Raw genomic sequence first — 20,358 nt, forward strand, 5'->3', positions numbered from 1 at the left:
GATTATAATTAGTCTAAATTAAATCCTCCGTGAGATATTATTTTACCATCACCCTGATATTGCTGGTAATGAGTCGCCTGATGGCGCAGGAAGGTGCCGGCACTGCTGCGCTTGGGAGGAACGATGCGAAGCTGTCGGACTCATTATCGTTGAACGAAGTGGTCATTACCGGGCAATCCGAGCCGCAATCGCTGCGGAACTCAGTGTACCAGGTGCGCACGATCGATAGCGAGCGCATTCGTCTGCGCGGCGCAACCAATCTGCAAACGATCCTCAATACCGAACTCGGAATACGGTTTTCAAATGATTTAACCCTCGGTACCAGCGATATTCAACTCATGGGGATGTCGGGGCAGGGTGTTAAGATACTGCTCGATGGCATCCCGATGGTCGACCGCGGCAGCACGCGCGAGAGCCTGGGGCAGATCGATATCAACACCATCGAACGTATCGAGATCGTCGAAGGCCCGATGTCGGTCATGTATGGCACCGATGCGCTGGCGGGGGTAATCAATATCATCACCAAAAAGGGCAACGGCGGCCAGTCGATCTCTGTCAATGCCCGGATACAGGAAGAAACCGCCGGCGATGAATATAACGCATTAACGAAACAGGGCACACATAATCAGGGCGTGGGCATTACCTGGCAAAATGAGCATTTACTGTTCTCGGGCAACGTAACAAGGAACAACTTCGGTGGCTGGCAGGGTGCCTCCACCGGCCGCGAAAAGGCCTGGATGCCCAAAGATCAGATGCTGTATACCGCCGGCACCCGCATTACCGGTAAACGATGGAATGCCTGGTACCGCTTCAACGGCACCGACGAAACGATCAAAGACCTTGGCAACCGGAACCCGAATACGGGCATTGCATCCGACCGGGATTATATCACCAAGCGTTGGTTTCATCAGGTACAATCCGAAATCAGGCCGACCGACAAGCTAAATTTTACCGCCGTAGGCTCCTATACCGACTATTCGCGCAGAACCCTGAGTACCAATATCGATATCAACGATCATCGTACGCTTTCTCTCGAACCCGGCTCGCAGGATAGATCGGTTTTTAAAACTGCGTTTTTCCGCGGGACGGCTTTTTACAAAGCCGGCGACCAGCTTTCGGTGCTGGCCGGGGTCGACTTTTCGAATAACAATGCCTCCGGCGCGCGCATAAACGGCACGCCTACTGTTAATGAATATGCATTGTTCGTAGCACCGGAAATCCGCTTCGGGCATTTTTTTAAACTCACGCCTGGTTTGCGAATTCTAAAAAACTCGGTGTATGATGCCCCTCCGATGATCCCGTCGCTGAACGGCAAGCTTACTTTGAGCAAATCGCTGGATTTCCGGTTCGGATATGCGCGCGGCTTCCGCTCGCCTGCATTACGCGAGTTGTATTTCGATTTTCATGACGCGTCGCATTCCATTAACGGGAACGTCAACCTGAAAGCGGAGTATTCCAACAGCGTCAACGCTTTCTTTGTGTGGCAGGTTGTCAGCCGCGAAGAGATACGCGTCAGCTCCACACTTGGCAGTTTTTATAATGTATTCCACGACCTGATCGACGCCGGCATCGACCCCAACGACCGGACGCAGACTACCTACCTGAATATTCATTTATTCAAAACCACCGGTTTTTCCCTGGAAAACAAGCTGTTCTGGAAAAACCTCCAAGCCACCCTAGGCGCCACTTACATTGGCCGTTACAACGAATTTTCGGAATCTCCGGAGGATTTCGGCTCGCTGCCGGAGTTTGTTTGGTCAACGGAAGTTAATGCCAACCTGCTGTACACATTCAAAAAGGCGGGTGCGAGCATTAACCTCTTTTACAAATACTCGGGCAAGCGCCCCGTTTACGAAACGGCCGATTTGGTTAATATCCATCTGGCGGAAACAGAAGGCTTCCATATGGCCGATCTGACGGTCAGCAAAACGCTTGGCAAATATGTCAACCTGCTGGGCGGCATCAAGAATCTCTTCGACGTCACCAACCTGCGCAATACCTCCACCGATACCGGCGGCGCCCACAGTACAGGCGGCGCGGTACCGATGTCGTTCGGCTGGTCGTATTTCCTCGGCCTCAGTTTTCAATGGACAAAGCATTAACAATCAAAATACCCTTTCATTATAACTCCAATAACTATGAAGAAAATAGTCCGGTCGCTATTACTGGTTGCATTCCTGGGAACATTTAATGCATGCAGCGACGACGAACCACCATTACCGGATAACCTGGCAGCTTTTGAAGCGACGGAAAAGGGTTTTGAAGGAGAAGAAACCGAGATCAAAATCTCGCTTACGAGAGCGGTTGACGCGGCTACACCGGTTTCGGTCACATTAACCCCGACACAGCTTACCTATGACACGGAGTTCACGACCACTCCTGCCGCGGCCAACAACACGATCGCCTTGTCGGTCCCGGCCGGACAATCGTCTGTTTCATTCAAAGTGAACAAGAAATCGGGTATCCTCCTGGATGGGGACGAGAGCATTGCATTCAAAATCGCCTCGGTGGGTACACCGGTACTGGTAGGTACCAATTCCGCACTGAAACTGAGCTTCAAAGCGATTATTTCCGAGGGTACCAGCATTCAGCTGAATGGTATCGCAGGCTCCGAAGCTGGCAGCAGCGCCGCTAATTCGGTGTTCCTCGACCTTAGCTCCAACCAGCAGACGCCCGTTCTCCGCAGCAGCTGGGACCTTGGGTTTTACGGCGGCTCGGACTTCCGCGTAACCATCAACGGTACCAACGGCGCTTCCGCATTGGCTATCAATAAAACGGATATCAATGCCGTTTCGGACAAGGATTTCAAAACGGATTCACTGGCTGTCGGACAGGGCGTTGGGAAACTTTCGCTGGTAGACGACGCCGCCGGCGACATTACCAAAACCGTGATTGCTGCGGTGTCGGCTACCGATGCGGACAACAAAGTTTATATCCTCAACCGCAAAGGCGGATCGATGGACGTTCTGCCGGTAGCAGATCTGTACAAAATACGCATTCTGCGGAAAGAATCGGGTTATACACTGCAATATGCCAAAGTGAACGATACCACTTTCAAAACCCTGGATATTACCAAAGACGCAGCTTATAACTTCGAATTTGTATCCCTCGAAAAAGGCGCGACCGTCGATGTTGAGCCTGCCAAAGATCGTTGGGACCTGAAATGGGGTTACAGCATGTATTTCACCAATTTCGGCTCCGGACTCATCCCATACGGTTTCTCCGACCTGGTGTTTACCAACAGCCTGGGGGGCGTGGAAGCTGCGGAAGTACTCACGGCAACGGCCACTTACGATGCATTTGCTGAAAGCAATCTTACAGGCATCACGTTTAGCAAAGCCGCTGATGTGATTGGTTCAAAATGGCGCGTTACGCAGGGAACCGTAGGTGTCAAAACCGATCGTTTCTATCTCATCAAGGATCCATCCGGCAACATTTACAAGCTGAAATTCATCAGCTTCCATGCCAGCGACGGCGGCGAGCGCGGCAAGCCAAAATTGGAGTACAAGCTTGTTAAAAAAGGAGCCTAAGGTTCAAAACTCTTGAATTATGCTATTGAAATCCATTATCCTTGCGGCCTGTACGCTGGCGGCAACACCGGAAATGACGGTCACGGTTAGTAAAACGCGGTGGACCGCACCAGCGAAGCCCCAAATCACGATGATCAAAGATTTGAACGCGAATACCAAGTCTTACATTTATTTCAGCCTGGCTACCGGCAAAGAAGTGCCAGCCTCCGACGCCAAGACGAAGAACTGGGATATCGCATTCAGCAAAACCACCATCGCCACCAACAGCGGCACCAGCGGCCCGGGAGCGGGCGGCGCAATCGTTCTGGCAAAACCTTTTGACCAGGTAAGCGATGCGCCCGGCGACGGCTACAAAACCGATGGTGATGCAGGTTTCGCCATTCCGGGCGGAAGCGGCAACAGCTGGTATAAATACGATATGAGCGTCCACGCGATCCTGCCGATCCCGGGCAGAACAATACTGGTCAAAACCGCCAATGGCAAAATCGCAAAGGTGGAGATTATCAGTTACTACAAGGGCGCGCCGGAAGATGTACCTACGGAAGAATCGAGCTACTACACTTTCAGATACACGATCGCGGGAGAGGACGGGAAGTTTTAACCGGTAGCAATCCCTTAAATGCAAAAAATCCCGGATCGCTCCGGGATTTTTTTGTTATCTGACGTATTTCCAGTTTCGCACCTTCCCTTCTGCCAGCCATTCCAACGCCTGTGCAATGCGTTTTTCGCGCGTGGCTTCGGTTTTGGCCTCTTCGAACCATTCCACATATTCCTTTTTATTGGAATAGCTGAATTCCTCAAAAACCTTCCGGGCAGCTGCATTGCCGGCCAGGGCTTCGGTCACATATGCCGGAATAACCAGCTCCTTCGTTTCCTGCGGTTTGTTATCCTTTTTCAATTTCACGCCGCTATCGATCAGGCGCATGGCTTCGAGGATAAAACCGCGCAGATGTTCCGCCGCCGGAAGGTCTTCGATACTTCCAATCTTACCCAGACTTCCCATTCCTACCCGCTCGCCATTCACTGCGAGCAGATTGTTCGGATCGCTCAGGCGGGATTCCAGCCAAAAACCGAATGCACAGTGCTGTTTGAAAGAAGCCATGCTGCACAGGATACTTCCCTTGTATTCGAAATGCGGAAAACTCCATTTCATCGTTTCCTTCGCCTCCGGGCACGTCTCGTGTACGAGCGCGCGCAGGTATTCGAGTATGGGAATCGCGAAGCTGGCAGATTTGACTATGTAAGCGTCAATACGTGGGTCAGTATGGCTCATTGTTTTTCCAATATTCCCTTCAAATTCGTTAAGCCTTCCTGAAAATCCTTTCCGACAGATTCATCCATATTTAAAAAAGGAAGCATGACATTCATCGGAATAGGCATTTTACCGGTAAAACCCCAACGGACACGCGTGGACGTGGAGTCGATCCCCTCTGTGATCATATATGCGTCGCTGGTACTCTCAAACGGTTTCAGGAAACGCAACTGGGTATCGATGCGGTTTCCTTCGTCAATTTTAGTGATTTCCTGTTCGCCTTTCCCCACCTCGTCGTTACCATCCCACATCGACACGAAGCCGACAGTTCCATCCGTGCCGGAAAAGGTTTTGACCATCTTGGGGTCTTTGCGTCCCCATGCGCTCCAGTCGTTCTGTTTTTTAAGCGATTTCAGGTATTCAAAAACCTCCGCTTTGGGTTTGTTCACAACAATCTCACGCTCGACGGCATAGTCTTTCGGCATGATGAAAGCGGCAATCAGGACGAGCGCAATGAGTCCAAGGATAATGTAGAGCACTTTTTTCATAAGGGGGGTACTTTTTGGTGAATAATTAAACCTGTACTTGACTTCATCAAGGTCTTCAATCAACTCGGTATTCATCATTCCGGCTTTTTCCAATACGCGGATAGACGCAAGGTTGTTGACATTCACAAATGCAATCACATCCGGGGCTTTCAGTACATTTTTCGAGAAGCGGATCAGCCCTTTCGCGATTTCTGTCGCTACACCCTTCCCCCAGTACTCCTCCATGACCCGATACCCGATCTCGATCGCCGAGCCTACTTTGTCCAGCTTGGCTGCCCCCACCAACTCCCCCGAAAACCTGTCCTCGATCAGATACCTGCCCAGGTACGTATCCATACCGTACTCTTCCAGGAAACTTCTGAGCATGTCGTCCGATTCCTCGCGGGTAAGCGAATAGCCGGTGACATATTTCATTACATTGGCATTATTGCTCAGCCTGAAATACTTGTCACCGTCTCCGGCCGTCATTTTAGTCAGTACAAAATGCTCTGTATAAATAGGTGTAACGACCATTGTAAGCGGCATTGAGCGTTTCGCGAAAATCGGATCGGCTTGTTAATATACACTTTTAATCAGAAAAGTTACATCATTTTCAAGCTTCGGTTTTCATGAGGTTAAGTTCTCTGTTTGAGCGGAAAAACACAAGTTTGAAACCGAATATTCAATCCTGCCTGTGAGTACATAAAAGGACATATTTGCATTCATTACCAGCCAGATATTTTTTGTTAACGTTCATTAACAATCCCGAAAATTTGCAATCTACATTTGAAACGTTATATTTGAAGTATTGCCCATTTAGTATCACAATTCCGTTCCAATAGTTCCAATCATTCTTGAATTCATTATAAAAGTATGAATTTTTCAATGACCTGATTTCCATCAGCATCATGACAAAAAGAACTTTTGTATTGTTTTTCTGGCTCGCTCAATTCGCCGTTTCGTTGCTCCTGGGGCAACAGAGGGCCGTTGCGTGCAAGATTGATATCGGAACAGAGGCCTTTTCTCCCTACGAAATCGAGGAGAAACAAGGTACCGGACATATTGTGTTAATCGATGATACGATCTGTAAAAACGAAACGATCGTAAGAGCGGACGAAACAGAATGGAAGGAATCCCTTTCCGATCTTTTACGCCACCGGCACTCCACCTACCGCTTTCTCACGCTGGTTTCGCAAACAGCGCCCCAGTACGAAATCACCCGGGTTCCCAAGCTTATCCGGGAATCCGTTCAACTGCTTTTCGTTAGCAATGGAGACATCAAGCTGCCCGACTATTACAGCTTCCTCCATCGCCTTTGCCCTTTTTGAACTCGCCGCAAGCGTTCTTTAATCCAAAATTTTCGTAGCTGACGAACCGTCTCGCTATGCCTGCACGCGCATACACGAGCCGCTCCCGACATTCATGCTATTCCTTTTGCTGCACGGCCTTCCCGCGCGGCCAAAGGGCTATTCCTATTCCCTTGCATTACCGCCAACCAATTTATACAAACGCATCATGATGAAAGACTTAAAATGGCCACTCCTTTTGCTCGTCAGCATTTTCGCTTACGGCTGCGCTTCGAAAAGTGAAACGTTGACGGAGACTAAGGATAGTGTTCCGACAATCCCCGTAACGGAACTCAGGCCCCAGAAAACCGAACTGCACCGCGAATACGTAGGCAATATCCACGCCTTGCGGAACGTCGAAATATATGCCCGTGTGAAGGGTTATCTCGAAGAAGTGTATGTGGACGAAGGCAAGGAAGTCAGAAAAGGACAGACCTTGTTCCGCATTAATAATGAAGAATACGAAGCTCAGCTGGCCAAGGCCAAGGCTAACCTGCAAAGTGCGATTGCCGACGCGAAAGGTGCCGAACTGGAAGTGAAGCGCGTAAAACTGCTCGTTGACAAGAATGTGGTTGCCAAAAGCGAGCTCGAAGTAGCGCAGGCGAAACTGGCTGCCGCTAATGCGAAAATCGAAGAAGCAAAATCGGAGAAATCGAATGCGGCCATTCAGCTGGCGCATACCGTGATCAAAGCGCCATTCGACGGCGTGATCGATCGCCTGCCGACTAAAATGGGTAGCCTCATCGACGAAGGCACATTGCTCACCACGCTCTCCGATACCAAAACAGTATACGCCTATTTCAATGTATCCGAAAATGAGTATCTCGAATACGTAAAGGCCCGCGACAAAGGCGCTACCAAACAGGCGGTTGTAGAACTGGAACTGGCCGACGGCTCGTTTTTCAAACACAAAGGTGTGATCGAAACCATGGAAGGCGCATTCGATGAAGGCACCGGCTCCATTGCATTCCGTGCACGGTTTTCGAATCCTGAAAAGCTGCTCAAACACGGCTCCACCGGCACCGTACGCCTGACCAACACAGTCGAGAACGCGATCCTGATCCCGCAGCAGGCTGCATTCGAAATTCAGGACAAAAATTTCGTATACGTGCTTGGTAAGGATAATAAGATCAAGACACGCAGCTTTGTACCGCAATCCCGGCTATCTACTTTTTATGTTGTAAAATCAGGTCTCGAATCAGGCGAAACAATTGTCTGCGAAGGGCTTCAATCCCTCCGCGACGGCGCGACGATCAACCCGAAAACCGTCTCTTCGGATACGGTGTCGACCCAAAAAATCGAGCTTACCGCGCGGTAGCATTCCTTATCACCTGAATTGTAGATCATGTTTCAAAAATTCATCGAGCGACCAGTCCTATCGCTGGTCATCTCCATATTTATTACCCTGCTGGGTATTCTGGCAGTGGTACAATTGCCTGTTTCCCAGTTCCCCGACATCGTTCCGCCGTCGGTGGTCGTGACGGCCACCTACACGGGTGCCAACGCGCAAACCGGCGTCGACGCCGTAGCCGTTCCGCTTGAAAAAGCCATCAACGGCGTGCCCGGCATGACCTATATGACGAGCGTTTCCGGTAACGACGGCGTAACGACGATCAATATTTCCTTCAATGTGGGCGTAGACCCCGACCTCGCGGCGGTAAACGTACAGAACCGCGTCCAGACCGTAATCGACGAGCTTCCGGAAGAAGTTATCAAGGCAGGTGTAAAGACCGAGAAAGAGGTCAACAGTATGCTCATGTACCTCGACATCATGAGCTCCGATACGACCGTTGGCGAGGACTTTGTATACAACTTCGCCGATATCAATATCCTCAAAGAGCTGAAAAGGATCGATGGCGTGGGCCGTGCGCAGATTATGGGTAGCAAAGACTACTCCATGCGCGTATGGCTGCAACCCGACCGCATGAACAGCTATAATGTATCCGCCGACGAGGTGATCCAGGCCATCCGCGACCAGAACGTGGTAGCTGCACCCGGTAAAACCGGCGTGAGTTCCGGCCGTGAAAAGAATGTGTTGCAATATGTATTGAAATACACGGGTAAGCTCTTCGAACCGAAACAATACGAAAACATCGTACTCCGCTCGAACCCCGATGGCTCCATTCTGAAATTGAAAGATGTAGCCACGATCGAGTTTGGTACGCTGGAATATGATATGGCTTCCAAATCGAATGGAAGACCTTCGGCTTCAATCATGATCAAGCAGCGCCCGGGTTCCAATGCCCAGGAGGTTATTCAGAATATCAAGGATAAAGTGGCCGAGCTGAAAAAGACCACATTTCCTCCCGGAATGGACTATTTCGTTTCTTACGACGTTTCCCGCTTCCTCGATGCGTCCATTCATGAGGTAATCCGTACGCTCATCGAAGCATTTATATTGGTAATCCTGATCGTGTATTTGTTCTTGCAGGACTTCCGCTCCACACTCATACCGGCCCTGGCGGTGCCGGTAGCGCTCGTGGGTACGTTTGCGTTCATGCAGATGTTCGGGTTCTCCATTAACCTGCTCACGCTTTTCGCGTTGGTACTGGCGATCGGTATTGTGGTCGATAATGCCATTGTGGTCGTCGAGGCGGTGCATGCCAAGATGGCCGAAAAGCATCTGCCGGCGAAGGAAGCGACCATCGAATCGATGAAGGAAATGAGCGGCGCGATCATCGCCATCACGCTGGTCATGTCTGCGGTATTCGTTCCGGTAGCATTTATGTCCGGTCCGGTTGGTATTTTCTACCGGCAATTCTCCATTACCCTCGCGATATCCATTGTCATTTCGGGTATCAATGCACTTACGCTCACACCTGCATTATGCGCACTCATGTTGAAGAATACGCATGGGCAGCCAGTGAAGAAGAACCCGCTTACAAGGTTTTTTGATGGGTTTAACAAAGGCTACGATGGCTTGCAAAGCGGCTACCGGAAGCTGCTTTCGTCCATTGTAAGCCGCCGGATGATCACCATCGCATTGTTGCTCGGATTCTGCGTTGCCACTTTTGGCATTAACAGCATTCTCCCAAGCGGCTTTATCCCGACGGAAGACCAGGGCGTAATCAACGTGAACGTGACAACGCCGGTAGGCGCAACTGTGGAACGTACAGAGGTAGTTTTGGACGAAATTCAAAAGGTCGCCAAAAGCCTCGAACCCGTTGAATCCGTTTCTTCACTGTCGGGTTACAGCTTGCTTACCGAATCGGCTGGTTCGTCTTACGGTATGGCGATGATCAATTTGAAACCCTGGGATCAACGTACAGCCTCGGTTCAGGATGTGATCAAGGAAATGGAGGCCAAAACGAAGCACATTACGGATGCGGAGATCCAGTTTTTCCCTCCTCCTACCGTACCTGGCTTTGGTAATTCCAGTGGTTTCGAGCTAAGGGTTCAGGACCGCTCGGGCAATGAAGATTTGCAGAAAACGGCCGAGATCACCAACAAATTTGTAAAGGACCTCGTCGCTACGCCGGAGATCGCCGCCGCATTCAGCAGCTTCGACGCCAGCTTCCCGCAATATATGATCCACGTCGATTCCGACATTGCCGCCAAAAAAGGCGTTTCAGTTGACGCTGCGATGGGCACGCTCCAAACCATGATTGGTAGCTACTATGCCTCCAACTTCATCCGTTTCGGACAGATGTACAAGGTGATGGTGCAGGCCGATGCGAGCTTCCGCAAAAACCCTGAGGACATTCTCAAATTGTATGTCAAAAACAACCGGGGCGAAATGGTGCCATTCTCTACTTTCATCAAGCTGGAAAGAGTGTACGGCCCCGAATTGGTAACGCGCTATAACATGTATACGTCGGCGATGATCAATGGGGATGCGGCGCCGGGTTACAGTAGCGGCGACGCGATCAAAGCCGTCGAGCGCGTGGCGGCAACGAGCTTGCCGAAGGGCTTTACCTACGACTGGTCGGGTATGACGCGGGAGGAGATCCTTTCCGGAAACCAGGCCATATTCATTTTCGCGATCTGTCTGGTGTTTGTATACCTCCTGCTCGCAGCGCAATACGAAAGCTTCCTATTGCCCCTGCCGGTTATTTTGTCGCTTCCTACCGGCGTGTTCGGTTCATTCCTTGCATTGAAATTAATGGGGCTGGAAAACAACATTTACGCCCAGGTGTCACTCGTCATGCTCATTGGTTTGTTGGGTAAAAATGCGATCCTGATTGTGGAGTATGCCATTATTCGCCAGAAAGAAGGGCGTACCGTCATAGAAGCCGTGCTGGAAGGTGCTACCGAACGCCTGCGCCCTATCCTGATGACCTCGTTCGCTTTCGTGGCCGGGCTTATCCCGCTCGTCATGGCCTCGGGAGCCGGTGCGATCGGTAACCGGTCTATCGGTGCGGCGGCGGCCGGAGGTATGCTTATCGGTACCATCTTCGGGGTAATCATCATTCCGGGATTGTATGTCGTGTTTGCGAGCATGGCCAAAAAGAAAAAGACCCCTCCTCCGGTAGTGGCTGCGGAAGAGGAAGCATTGCTGCACTAAGCCCCCTCGAATCCAGTTTTAGCCGCAGGGAATTCCCTGCGGCCTTTCAAATCAGATTTTATATTAATGAAAAGAAATAAAAAGTTTGCTTACGTCCTGTTGTTCGCCTCCATCCTGCTCTCTGTAACAGGTTGTAAGCTAACACAGCCAGTAGAGCAGCGTGCACAGATCAAGACCCCGGCAACATTCGCAGGCCAGGCCGATTCGGCGACTATCGGGGCATTGCAATGGAAAACCTTTTTCAACGACCGGCACCTCGTCTCGCTGATCGACACCGCATTGCAAAATAACCTCGACCTGAAAATGGCTGTCCAGCGCATCGAAATGGCCAGAAGCAATATCATGGCAGCACACGGCGCAATGCTGCCTGTGGTAACAGGCGATGTGTCGGGCGGCGGCCGCAAATTCGGCGATTATACCATGGACGGGGTAGGTAATTACGACACTAATTTCTCCCAAAATCTCGACAACGACAGACGCCTTCCCGACCCTTTCCTCCCCGATTACTTCCTCGGCTTACGCAGCTCGTGGGAAATCGACATCTGGGGCAAACTGAAAAACCAGAAGAAGGCCGCTTACACCCGTTTCCTGGCAAGTGAAAAAGGTCGCCAGGCGATCGTTACCGGCCTGATCGCGGAAATCGCACGGTCCTATTATGAACTGATGGCGCTCGATACAGAGCTGGATATTATCCGTAAGAACATTGCATTGCAGGAGTCGGCGGTTGAAACCATCAAAATCCAGAAGGAAGCAGGCCGCGCCAACGAACTCGGCGTACGCCAGCTGACCGCCCAACTGCTCAACACCCGCAGTCTGGAATTCGAAGTACAGCAGAAAATCATTGAAATTGAAAACAATGTGAACCTGCTCACCGGCCGCTTTCCACAACCGATAACAAGAAGCACCACACTGGAACAGGTTATGCCACAATCCGTTAGCGCGGGTATACCTGTGCAAATGCTGCGCAGAAGACCCGACGTTCAGCAGGCACAGCTCGACTTGCTTGCCAATTATTCCGAGCAGCAAGCGGCGCAGTTGGCATTTCTGCCATCTTTGAATATCACCGCATTCCTCGGGTTCAACGCATTTAAAAGCAACCTGCTCTTCTCTTCCGGCTCGCTCGCATACAGCGCACTCGGCGGCCTGACAGCCCCTCTCGTGAACCGGAAAGCATTAAAAGCAAACCAGAAACGCGCCGAAGCGGCAAGCCTGGAAGCACTTTATGCCTATAACAAATCCGTTTTGAATGGCTTCCGCGAGGTAAGTACCAGCCTCAAAAAACTCGAAAACACCCGCCAGATCGGCGATTTAAAGAATCAGGAAGTGGAGGTGCTGCAACAAGCCGTAGCAACGTCCAAAGACCTCTTTCTAACCGGTTATGCATCCTACCTCGAAGTAATCACCGCGCAGCGCAGTGTTTTGCAGGAAGAGTTGAACTTGACAAATGTTAAGAAGGAGCAGTTTCTGGCATTGGTGGAGTTGTATCGGGCGCTTGGCGGAGGCTGGGAGTAAACGCATTATCAACCCATATAAACAAAAAAGAGCACGGGTCTCACGACCTGTGCTCTTTTCATTTATCAGTTTCCGGATACTATTTCTTTTTAGTCCCAGCCAAACTTGGCTCTTTCGAGATCACGATCAGGTCTGCCAGCATTCTGCCGGTTTCGGTTAGATAGATGTCTTTTTTCTTTTTCACATCCTTCGGAGCCTCTGCTACTTTCGAGTCCGCTTCGTCCTCATCCTCGTCTACATTATCCTCACCCAGTTGCTTCATAGCCGCACGTTTCTTCTCGGCTTCGTCGCGTTCAGCTTTGCGCTTGGATTCCTGCAACGAAACGATTTTGTTCTCACGTGCTTCTTTGAAGTCGTTCAGCGTTTTTACAAGCGTTTTCAGTTCCTCGTCGGTTTTGAGGCGGTGCTTGTATTTATCGCGGAGTTGCTCTAAGATCTTCGGATTGATGTTGCTCGTCACTTCATAGCGGGAGGAAGCGATTTGGTCCCAAGGCAATGCACTTGGCTGTGAGCCTTCGCCGTATTCATTCACTTTGAATGCGGTAGGCAGTTCCAAATCAGGCGTCACACCTTTCAGCTGCGTGCTGCTGCCATTAATGCGGTAGAATTTCGCAACAGTCAATTTCACTTGTCCGAGTTGATCCTGCTCTTTCGGCACCCATTGGTTCAGATCGATCAGCGTTTGAACGGTTCCTTTACCATAAGTTTGCTCACCTACAATCAGTCCGCGTTTGTAATCCTGGATCGCCGCGGCGAAGATTTCGGATGCCGATGCACTGAAACGGTTCACCATAACTGCAAGTGGTCCGTCGTAAGCAATGTTAGGGTCGTTGTCGGATTGTACTTCGATTTCGCCCTGGCTCTCTTTCACCTGAACCACCGGCCCACGGTTAATGAACAAGCCTGTCAGTGAAACTGCTTCTGTCAATGAACCACCGCCGTTGTTACGCAGGTCGATCACGATACCGTCCACATTCGAAGCCTGCAAATCGGTGATTAGTTTCTGAACATCGCGGGTGGTACTTGAAAACTCTTTCTCGCGGTGCTGTGCGCCCTCAAAGTCGCGGTAGAACAACGGAATGTCGATTACACCGATTTTGTAATCCTTGTTGCCATTATTAATGGATACGATTTCACTCTTCGCCCGCTGCTCTTCCAGTTTGATTTTCTCGCGAACCAGGCGGTATTCCTTAGGCGGAGTGCCCGGTAATGCATCCGCAGAGATGATCTGCAAGCGTACCACCGTCGATTTCGGGCCTTTGATCAGTTTCACGGCATCGTCCACAAACCAGCCGACGATATCCACGAACTTACCTTCATCGCCCTGCGCCACGGCTATGATCTTATCCTCTTTTTTAAGTTGTTTTCCTTTGAATGCAGGACCGCCCGGAATTACTTCCACGATTTTGATATAATTATCTTCCTCACGAAGCAATGCACCGATACCTTCCAGCGACTGGCTCATTTCCTGCTTGAAACGATCGGCCGAAGTAGGCGCCATGTAGCTCGTATGCGGATCCAATGATTCGGAATACGCATTCATGAACATCTGGAATACCTGCTCGGTACGGATGCGGCCCAACGCACGATCGCGGCTTTTATAGCGATCACGCAGGGTGCTTATCACCGCAGTGTCCGCTTTGCCCGACAGTTTGAGGTCTAATGCCTCGCTTTTCAGGTACTTGCGCCAGGTGTCGTTGAGTTCGTCGGTATTTTTAGCCCATGCCGCCTTCTCGCGGTCGGTGTTCATGGACTCGTCCTGATTGAAATCGAACGGTTTGGGTTCTTTCAGCAATGTCTGGATATACTGGCTTCTTTCTTTATAGCGCTTTCTGAAAACGTTATACATCTGAAAAGGAACGTCCAGCTCTCTTTTTTGCAAATAGTCGTCGAAAGAGTTCTTATACTGCTCGAAATCCGCAAGGTCGGAGGCCAGGTAATAGAGCTTACCGTGGTCGATCGCATCGATATACTTATCGAAAATCGCCACCGAAAGAGAATCGTTCAGCTTCGTTTTTCTATAATGATAGCTGGATAAGATCCTCGTCGTCAGCTCCTCCGCTTTGTATTGCGCCGGAATCGGCTTGATATCTTCATCCATGGAGGCGGCCGTAGGTGCCGTTACCCCCACTCGTTCCTGAACAGGGCCCCGCTGCCAACCCAGCAACACAACCGGAATAAGAGTGATAAGATACTTTTTCATTTGCACGTTTGCTATTTTACGATTTCCAATAATTCAACCTCAAATACGAGGGCCGAATAAGCCGGTATCTGAGGTCCTGCCGCACGCTCACCGTAAGCCAGCTGATATGGAATAAAAAGCTTCCATTTCGATCCGACAGGCATTAACTGAAGCGCCTCGGTCCATCCTTTGATCACGCCATTGACCGGGAACTCAACAGGCTCGCCTCTGTCGACCGAGCTGTCAAAAACCGTTCCATTCGTCAATGTACCATGGTAGTGTGTCTTTACTTTATCCGTAGCTGCGGGTTTAGGCCCTTCGCCGGTTTTGATAATCTGATATTGCAGGCCGCTCTCAGTGGTCACTACGCCTTCCTTCTTCTTGTTTTCTTCCAAAAACTTCTCCCCTTCCTTGCGCACTACTGCTCCTTTCTCTTCCATCATCTTGGTGAAGTAACCTTGGATGAACATATTCGCCTCATCCGACGTAAATGCAGTTTTTTCGCCTTTCAAAGCTGCTTTTACGGTTTGTGTAAGCAGGTCGGCGTTCAGGTCCTTAATCCCCTGTGACGATATCGAATTTGCAAAGCTCACCCCTATTGCCGCAGACAAAGAGTCGGCTGTTGTTTTCAATGTTGCAGGGGCTGCTGTTGTTTTTGCAGGTGTTGCCGCTGATTTCTTTACAGTTGCGGCGGGTTTTGTTGTTTTCTTGATAGTCTGTGCGTTGCCTTCCGCGGTTGCCAATACTCCAAATGCCAGGGCTGCTAAAATGGTTTTTTCTAATTTGTACATTATACTGAAAGACGGTCGAAAAGATTAGAATTTATTAGATAAGTGTTATTAACGATCTCAATTACAACAAAAACACAATCAGTACCTAAAAAAGTTTTAAAAATGTTATTAGAAGCTGATAAACGGTAAATTTGCGTCCGGCGACGCCCTTCTGCCCCGTTCCTTGGAAAAATCTAATTTTATATCGCAGGTTTTAGTTAAATCATTCTGTTTTTACCAAAATAAAACTCTACCTTTGCGGCAGTTTTCAGAAAACTTACTACTATACTCTAAATAAGTCAATTATACTATGGTATCTGTTAGACCGGATGAAGTTTCGGCCATCCTGCGCGAACAACTTGCAGGCGCTAGATCAGAAGCAGAACTCGAAGAAGTAGGAACAGTCCTTCAAGTTGGTGACGGTGTTGCCCGCATTTATGGTCTTTCCCAGGTACAGGCAGGTGAGCTGCTTGTTTTCGAGAATGGCCTTAAGGCTCTTGCTCTCAACCTCGAAGAGGACAATGTGGGTGCCGTATTGCTGGGGGATTTCAGTGACATCAAAGAAGGTGCTACTGTAAAACGTACCAAAGAAATCGCTTCCGTGAAAGTGGGTGACGGAATCGTTGGCCGTGTGGTGAACACGCTGGCTGAGCCGATCGACGGAAACGGACCTATTACTGGCGAGACTTTCGAGATGCCTATCGAGCGCAAAGCTCCGGGGGTAATCTACCGTCAGCCGGTAACCGAGCCGCTTCAAACCGGTATCAAAGCGATCGACGCGATGATCCCCATCGGACGCGGACAGCGCGAGCTGATCATCGGTGACCGCCAGACAGGTAAAACTGCGGTGGCGATCGATACAATCATTAACCAGAAGGAGTTCTACGACAAAGGCGAACCCGTATTCTGTATCTACGTTGCCTGCGGACAGAAAGCTTCGACTATCAAGTCGATCGAAGCTACCCTTCGCAAATACGGCGCGATGGATTACACCGTAATCGTGGCTGCTGCCGCTTCGGATCCTTCTCCAATGCAATTCTACGCTCCGTTTACAGGTGCTGCGATTGGTGAGTACTTCCGTGACACCGGCCGTCCTGCACTCGTAATCTACGATGACCTTTCGAAACAAGCGGTATCTTACCGCGAAGTGTCCCTGCTCCTCCGCCGTCCTCCGGGCCGCGAAGCTTACCCAGGTGACGTATTCTACCTCCACAGCCGCCTTTTGGAACGTGCTGCGAAAGTAATCGCTGACGACAGCATCGCTGCGAACATGAACGACCTTCCGCCTTCATTGAAAGGTAAAGTAAAAGGTGGTGGTTCACTCACAGCCCTTCCGATCATCGAAACACAGGCTGGTGACGTTTCGGCTTACATTCCTACGAACGTAATCTCGATCACCGACGGCCAGATCTTCCTCGAATCCAACCTGTTCAACTCGGGTATCCGTCCTGCGATCAACGTAGGTATCTCGGTATCACGTGTGGGTGGTAACGCGCAGATCAAATCGATGAAGAAAGTTTCGGGTACCCTGAAACTGGATCAGGCGCAGTTCCGCGAGCTCGAAGCATTTGCGAAATTCGGTTCCGACCTCGATGCCGCTACCAAGCTGGCGATCGACCGGGGACGCCGCAACCAGGAAGTTTTGAAACAAGCTCAATACGCGCCGGTTCCTGTTGAATTGCAGGTAGCGACCGTTTACGCATCCACCAAAGGTTTGCTGGATACCGTAGACGTAGCACGTGTGAAAGAATTCGAAAAGGATTTCACGACCGTATTGGCTAGCCAGAATAAAGAAGCACTCGCTGCTTTGCGTGCCGGAAAACTGGACAACAGCGTAACAGACGTTATCGAGAAAGTAGCTAAAGAAGTTGCTGTAAAATATCGTTAACCGGTAAAAATGCCGGAGCGGCACCCGTTCCGGCATTTTCCTAGTACATATATAATAGGATCACCGGATCGCTTAAAACACCCAGAAAATGGCAAGCTTAAAAGAAGTACGTAACCGTATCGTTTCGGTTAATTCCACACAGCAAATCACCAAAGCCATGAAAATGGTGGCGGCAGCCAAGCTGCGTCGTGCACAGGACAGCATTCTGCAAATGCGCCCCTACGCACAGAAGCTTGGAGAAATGCTTCTGACAGTTTCGTCAGGATCGGAAAGCGCTGCCGACAGCCCATTGAAAGCCGTTCGCCCGGTGGAAAAGGTGCTCGTCATTGTCGTAACTTCCGACCGTGGATTGTGCGGAGCATTCAATACCAATGTTATCAAAGCTACAATCCAGCTGATCGAGTCGAAATATGCGGCTCAGGCAGCGAAAGGGAATGTAGAGATTTTTGCCATCGGTAAAAAAGGAGCAGAAACGCTCGTACGCCGCGGCTTCACCGTAAACACTGCTTACACCGACCTTTTCGGCCGTTTGAGCTTTGTAAACGTGAAAAGCGCAGCCGAAGAGATCATGAAAGATTTCTCGGAAGGCCGTTACGATGCGGTGGATATCGTGTACAACGAATTTAAAAACGTGGCTACACAAATCATCCACACCGATCCATACCTTCCGATCGTAGCTGAAAACAAATCGACCAAGTCGAAAAAGACCGAGGTTAACTATATTTTCGAACCGGCCGAAGAAGAAATCCTTGCGGAACTGATTCCTAAGTCGCTGAAAATCCAGTTGTACCGCGCCGTTCTCGAATCCAATGCATCGGAGCAGGGAGCGCGTATGACAGCGATGGACAAAGCAACGGAAAACGCCCAGGAGCTCCTGAAAGACCTGCGCCTCGTGTACAACCGCACGCGTCAGGCAGCGATTACGAAGGAGATCCTCGAAATCGTAGGTGGTGCCGAAGCATTGAAAAACTAAGGTTACCCCAACCCTATTCCAAACGGCCGGATTGCAACAATCCGGCCGTTTTTTTGTTTATTTACTAATGTAGTCTGTCATTTAAATGAACGAATTATGGCTGATTTGATTGAAAGGATTACGGTTAGTCCTGATTTATGTAATGGGAAGCCGACGATCAGGAATAAAAGGATTACCGTGCAAACGATATTAGAGCACTTGGCAGGCGGTGATGACCGGGAGACTATTTTGCATCAATTTCCGTCACTGGAAAATGCCGACATAGACGCGTGCGTGAACTTCTAACTACACCTGACTATCCTTGACTACACCTGACTATTCTTGACTACAACTGGCAAACATTACCAACCAACCACACCATATGCAACATTCCAAAAGCCTTTTCAAACTACTCGCATTCCTGATCATCGCTTGCATTACCAGCCCTGTAAGCGCACAAAGTGTCGACGACATTGTGGCCAAACACGTGAAAGCCATGGGCGGTTCGAAACTCGGCCAACTACAAAGCATGAAGATCTCGGCGGAAATGGACATCATGAATATGAAAGTGCCGATTACCACGATCATCGTGCAGAACAAAGGGTTCCGGAGCGAGAGTACCGTCCAAGGCATGACGGTCGTGCAGGCTGTGAGCGGCAATGCAGGTTGGACGATCAACCCGATGGCCGGCAATACCAAACCGACCGCATTACCGGAGGACGCCGTGAAATCCCTGGCCAATGAAACCGACCTAACCGGCCTTTACAACTACAAGGAAAAAGGCTACAAAGTCACCCTTGATGGGGAAGAAGACCTGGGCGGCGCAAAGGTTTATAAGGTAACCATGACTTTACCGAATGGCGTACGCAGGATCAACTACATTTCCAAAGACACATTCTACATTCTGAAAATTGTTGCCCAAACGTCGATGAACGGGCAAGATATCATGTCAGAAAACGTGCAATCGGATTTCCGTGCCGTGGATGGGATTTATTATCCGTTTACTTCGGAAGTGACTACCTCGGCAATGCCCGGCACCAAGATGGGGCTTAAAATCACATCGCTGGAAATCAACCCCAAAATTGATCCTAAAATTTTTGAAATGCCTCAATAGACGCTCCCAAAGCACTTTTTGAAATCCCGGAATAATTTTTTCGGGATTTTTTTTATGCATTTGAAACTAAACCTCCCAATTAGATGTATATACATTAAATGTCAATACACTTAAATAACAAAGACAATGGCTACTACTAAATGGGTAATTGACCCAACACATTCAGAAATCCAGTTTAAAGTGAAACACCTTGTGATCTCCACAGTAACTGGCGCATTCAACAGCTTCGAAGGCGGTGTTGAAACAACTAGTGATGATTTCGACGGTGCTACCGTCCATTTTTCTGCTGACGTAGAAAGCATAGATACCAAACAAGAACAACGTGACCAGCACCTGAAATCAGCTGATTTCTTCGACGCTGAAAACCACCCAAAATTGTCGTTTACGGGTAAACTGGCTAAGAAAGGCGGTGATAACTACAACCTGACAGGCGAACTGACTGTGAAGGGCGTAACCAAGACTGTTGATTTCGCAGCGGAATTCGGTGGTAACATGACCGACTTCTATGGCAACAACAAATCAGGTTTTGAGATTAACGGAAAAATCAACCGTAAGGACTTTGGCCTGGCTTGGAGCGCAGTAACCGAAGCAGGTGGTGTGGTTGTAGGTGATGAAGTAAAACTGATCGCGAACGTTCAGGTCGTGAAGCAATAATATTAATAAACCGTTCCTCTTACGAAAAGCGTGGATATTTTTATCCGCGCTTTTTTTGTTTCCAGGCCGTTCATTCATAGATTTCAAGCCGCATTGGGTAAAATTCCGAAATACCTGCTTATAAGGG

Annotated in this window: 16 protein-coding genes; 12 read left to right on the forward strand and 4 right to left on the reverse strand. The window is 49.7% G+C overall.

Going from position 1 to position 20,358, the window contains the following annotated elements:
* The first annotated feature begins 29 nt into the window (after positions 1 to 29).
* The 3 genes from J2Y43_RS04625 to J2Y43_RS04635 are packed head-to-tail and all read left to right on the forward strand — an operon-like array spanning position 30 to position 4,131.
* A complete protein-coding gene (locus J2Y43_RS04625) occupies positions 30 to 2,102 on the forward strand; it encodes a TonB-dependent receptor domain-containing protein (RefSeq protein ID WP_309981036.1) in 2,073 nt (690 codons plus the stop codon).
* A gap of 36 nt (positions 2,103 to 2,138) precedes the next feature.
* Positions 2,139 to 3,530, forward strand: a complete 1,392-nt coding sequence (locus tag J2Y43_RS04630) for an HmuY family protein (protein WP_309981035.1) — start codon at positions 2,139 to 2,141, stop codon at positions 3,528 to 3,530.
* 19 nt (positions 3,531 to 3,549) lie between these two features.
* A complete protein-coding gene (locus J2Y43_RS04635) occupies positions 3,550 to 4,131 on the forward strand; it encodes an HmuY family protein (RefSeq protein WP_309981034.1) in 582 nt (193 codons plus the stop codon).
* 54 nt (positions 4,132 to 4,185) lie between these two features.
* Here the strand turns inward: J2Y43_RS04635 and J2Y43_RS04640 are convergent, their stop codons facing one another.
* Entirely contained in the window at positions 4,186 to 4,803 is a 618-nt protein-coding gene (locus J2Y43_RS04640; RefSeq protein ID WP_309981033.1) for a YdeI/OmpD-associated family protein, read from the reverse strand.
* Positions 4,800 to 5,843 (reverse strand): GNAT family N-acetyltransferase, encoded by a 1,044-nt coding sequence (locus J2Y43_RS04645; protein WP_309981032.1) that lies wholly within the window; start codon positions 5,841 to 5,843, stop codon positions 4,800 to 4,802. The genes J2Y43_RS04640 and J2Y43_RS04645 overlap by 4 nt, the downstream gene beginning before the upstream one ends.
* A 374-nt stretch (positions 5,844 to 6,217) precedes the next feature.
* On the opposite strand from J2Y43_RS04645, the gene J2Y43_RS04650 reads away from it, so the two are divergent.
* From J2Y43_RS04650 to J2Y43_RS04665, 4 genes are all read left to right on the forward strand, one after another.
* Entirely contained in the window at positions 6,218 to 6,637 is a 420-nt protein-coding gene (locus tag J2Y43_RS04650; RefSeq protein ID WP_309981031.1) for a hypothetical protein, read from the forward strand.
* 190 nt (positions 6,638 to 6,827) lie between these two features.
* A complete protein-coding gene (locus J2Y43_RS04655) occupies positions 6,828 to 7,973 on the forward strand; it encodes an efflux RND transporter periplasmic adaptor subunit (protein WP_409014408.1) in 1,146 nt (381 codons plus the stop codon).
* Between the two features lie 27 nt (positions 7,974 to 8,000).
* The gene (locus tag J2Y43_RS04660) at positions 8,001 to 11,159 is read left to right on the forward strand and encodes an efflux RND transporter permease subunit (protein WP_309981029.1); all 3,159 of its coding nucleotides are present in this window, start codon (positions 8,001 to 8,003) and stop codon (positions 11,157 to 11,159) included.
* 66 nt (positions 11,160 to 11,225) lie between these two features.
* Positions 11,226 to 12,671, forward strand: a complete 1,446-nt coding sequence (locus J2Y43_RS04665; protein WP_309981028.1) for an efflux transporter outer membrane subunit — start codon at positions 11,226 to 11,228, stop codon at positions 12,669 to 12,671.
* Between the two features lie 79 nt (positions 12,672 to 12,750).
* Here the strand turns inward: J2Y43_RS04665 and J2Y43_RS04670 are convergent, their stop codons facing one another.
* Both J2Y43_RS04670 and J2Y43_RS04675 read right to left on the reverse strand, forming a co-directional pair.
* The gene (locus tag J2Y43_RS04670; RefSeq protein ID WP_309981027.1) at positions 12,751 to 14,874 is read right to left on the reverse strand and encodes a carboxy terminal-processing peptidase; all 2,124 of its coding nucleotides are present in this window, start codon (positions 14,872 to 14,874) and stop codon (positions 12,751 to 12,753) included.
* Positions 14,875 to 14,885: 11 nt separating this feature from the next.
* Positions 14,886 to 15,644, reverse strand: a complete 759-nt coding sequence (locus J2Y43_RS04675; protein WP_309981026.1) for an FKBP-type peptidyl-prolyl cis-trans isomerase — start codon at positions 15,642 to 15,644, stop codon at positions 14,886 to 14,888.
* A gap of 289 nt (positions 15,645 to 15,933) precedes the next feature.
* On the opposite strand from J2Y43_RS04675, the gene atpA reads away from it, so the two are divergent.
* From atpA to J2Y43_RS04700, 5 genes are all read left to right on the forward strand, one after another.
* Positions 15,934 to 17,511: a F0F1 ATP synthase subunit alpha gene (atpA, locus tag J2Y43_RS04680; protein ID WP_223402478.1), complete on the forward strand. Its 1,578-nt coding sequence runs from the start codon at positions 15,934 to 15,936 to the stop codon at positions 17,509 to 17,511.
* An 88-nt stretch (positions 17,512 to 17,599) separates the two neighbouring features.
* On the forward strand, positions 17,600 to 18,484 hold the full coding sequence (atpG, locus tag J2Y43_RS04685; RefSeq protein ID WP_309981025.1) for an ATP synthase F1 subunit gamma: 885 nt from the start codon (positions 17,600 to 17,602) through the stop codon (positions 18,482 to 18,484).
* Between the two features lie 96 nt (positions 18,485 to 18,580).
* Positions 18,581 to 18,769, forward strand: coding sequence for a DUF433 domain-containing protein (locus J2Y43_RS04690; protein ID WP_309981024.1), 189 nt, complete (start codon positions 18,581 to 18,583; stop codon positions 18,767 to 18,769).
* Between the two features lie 76 nt (positions 18,770 to 18,845).
* The gene (locus tag J2Y43_RS04695) at positions 18,846 to 19,577 is read left to right on the forward strand and encodes an outer membrane lipoprotein-sorting protein (protein ID WP_309981023.1); all 732 of its coding nucleotides are present in this window, start codon (positions 18,846 to 18,848) and stop codon (positions 19,575 to 19,577) included.
* Between the two features lie 126 nt (positions 19,578 to 19,703).
* The gene (locus J2Y43_RS04700; RefSeq protein ID WP_309981022.1) at positions 19,704 to 20,231 is read left to right on the forward strand and encodes a YceI family protein; all 528 of its coding nucleotides are present in this window, start codon (positions 19,704 to 19,706) and stop codon (positions 20,229 to 20,231) included.
* The last annotated feature ends 127 nt before the right edge of the window (positions 20,232 to 20,358 follow it).

The sequence above is a fragment of the Dyadobacter sp. BE31 genome, assembly GCF_031457695.1.
Lineage (GTDB): Bacteria > Bacteroidota > Bacteroidia > Cytophagales > Spirosomataceae > Dyadobacter.

What these genes read in the sequence shown, in the direction of transcription:
- J2Y43_RS04630 (WP_309981035.1), top strand. Translation starts at nt 2,139, where the DNA reads ATGAAGAAAATAGTCCGGTCGCTATTACTGGTTGCATTCCTGGGAACA.
- J2Y43_RS04635 (WP_309981034.1), top strand. Translation starts at nt 3,550, where the DNA reads ATGCTATTGAAATCCATTATCCTTGCGGCCTGTACGCTGGCGGCAACA.
- J2Y43_RS04640 (WP_309981033.1), bottom strand. Translation starts at nt 4,803, where the DNA reads ATGAGCCATACTGACCCACGTATTGACGCTTACATAGTCAAATCTGCC.
- J2Y43_RS04645 (WP_309981032.1), bottom strand. Translation starts at nt 5,843, where the DNA reads ATGGTCGTTACACCTATTTATACAGAGCATTTTGTACTGACTAAAATG.
- J2Y43_RS04650 (WP_309981031.1), top strand. Translation starts at nt 6,218, where the DNA reads ATGACAAAAAGAACTTTTGTATTGTTTTTCTGGCTCGCTCAATTCGCC.
- J2Y43_RS04655 (WP_409014408.1), top strand. Translation starts at nt 6,828, where the DNA reads ATGAAAGACTTAAAATGGCCACTCCTTTTGCTCGTCAGCATTTTCGCT.
- J2Y43_RS04660 (WP_309981029.1), top strand. Translation starts at nt 8,001, where the DNA reads ATGTTTCAAAAATTCATCGAGCGACCAGTCCTATCGCTGGTCATCTCC.
- J2Y43_RS04665 (WP_309981028.1), top strand. Translation starts at nt 11,226, where the DNA reads ATGAAAAGAAATAAAAAGTTTGCTTACGTCCTGTTGTTCGCCTCCATC.
- J2Y43_RS04670 (WP_309981027.1), bottom strand. Translation starts at nt 14,874, where the DNA reads ATGAAAAAGTATCTTATCACTCTTATTCCGGTTGTGTTGCTGGGTTGG.
- J2Y43_RS04675 (WP_309981026.1), bottom strand. Translation starts at nt 15,644, where the DNA reads ATGTACAAATTAGAAAAAACCATTTTAGCAGCCCTGGCATTTGGAGTA.
- atpA (WP_223402478.1), top strand. Translation starts at nt 15,934, where the DNA reads ATGGTATCTGTTAGACCGGATGAAGTTTCGGCCATCCTGCGCGAACAA.
- atpG (WP_309981025.1), top strand. Translation starts at nt 17,600, where the DNA reads ATGGCAAGCTTAAAAGAAGTACGTAACCGTATCGTTTCGGTTAATTCC.
- J2Y43_RS04690 (WP_309981024.1), top strand. Translation starts at nt 18,581, where the DNA reads ATGGCTGATTTGATTGAAAGGATTACGGTTAGTCCTGATTTATGTAAT.
- J2Y43_RS04695 (WP_309981023.1), top strand. Translation starts at nt 18,846, where the DNA reads ATGCAACATTCCAAAAGCCTTTTCAAACTACTCGCATTCCTGATCATC.
- J2Y43_RS04700 (WP_309981022.1), top strand. Translation starts at nt 19,704, where the DNA reads ATGGCTACTACTAAATGGGTAATTGACCCAACACATTCAGAAATCCAG.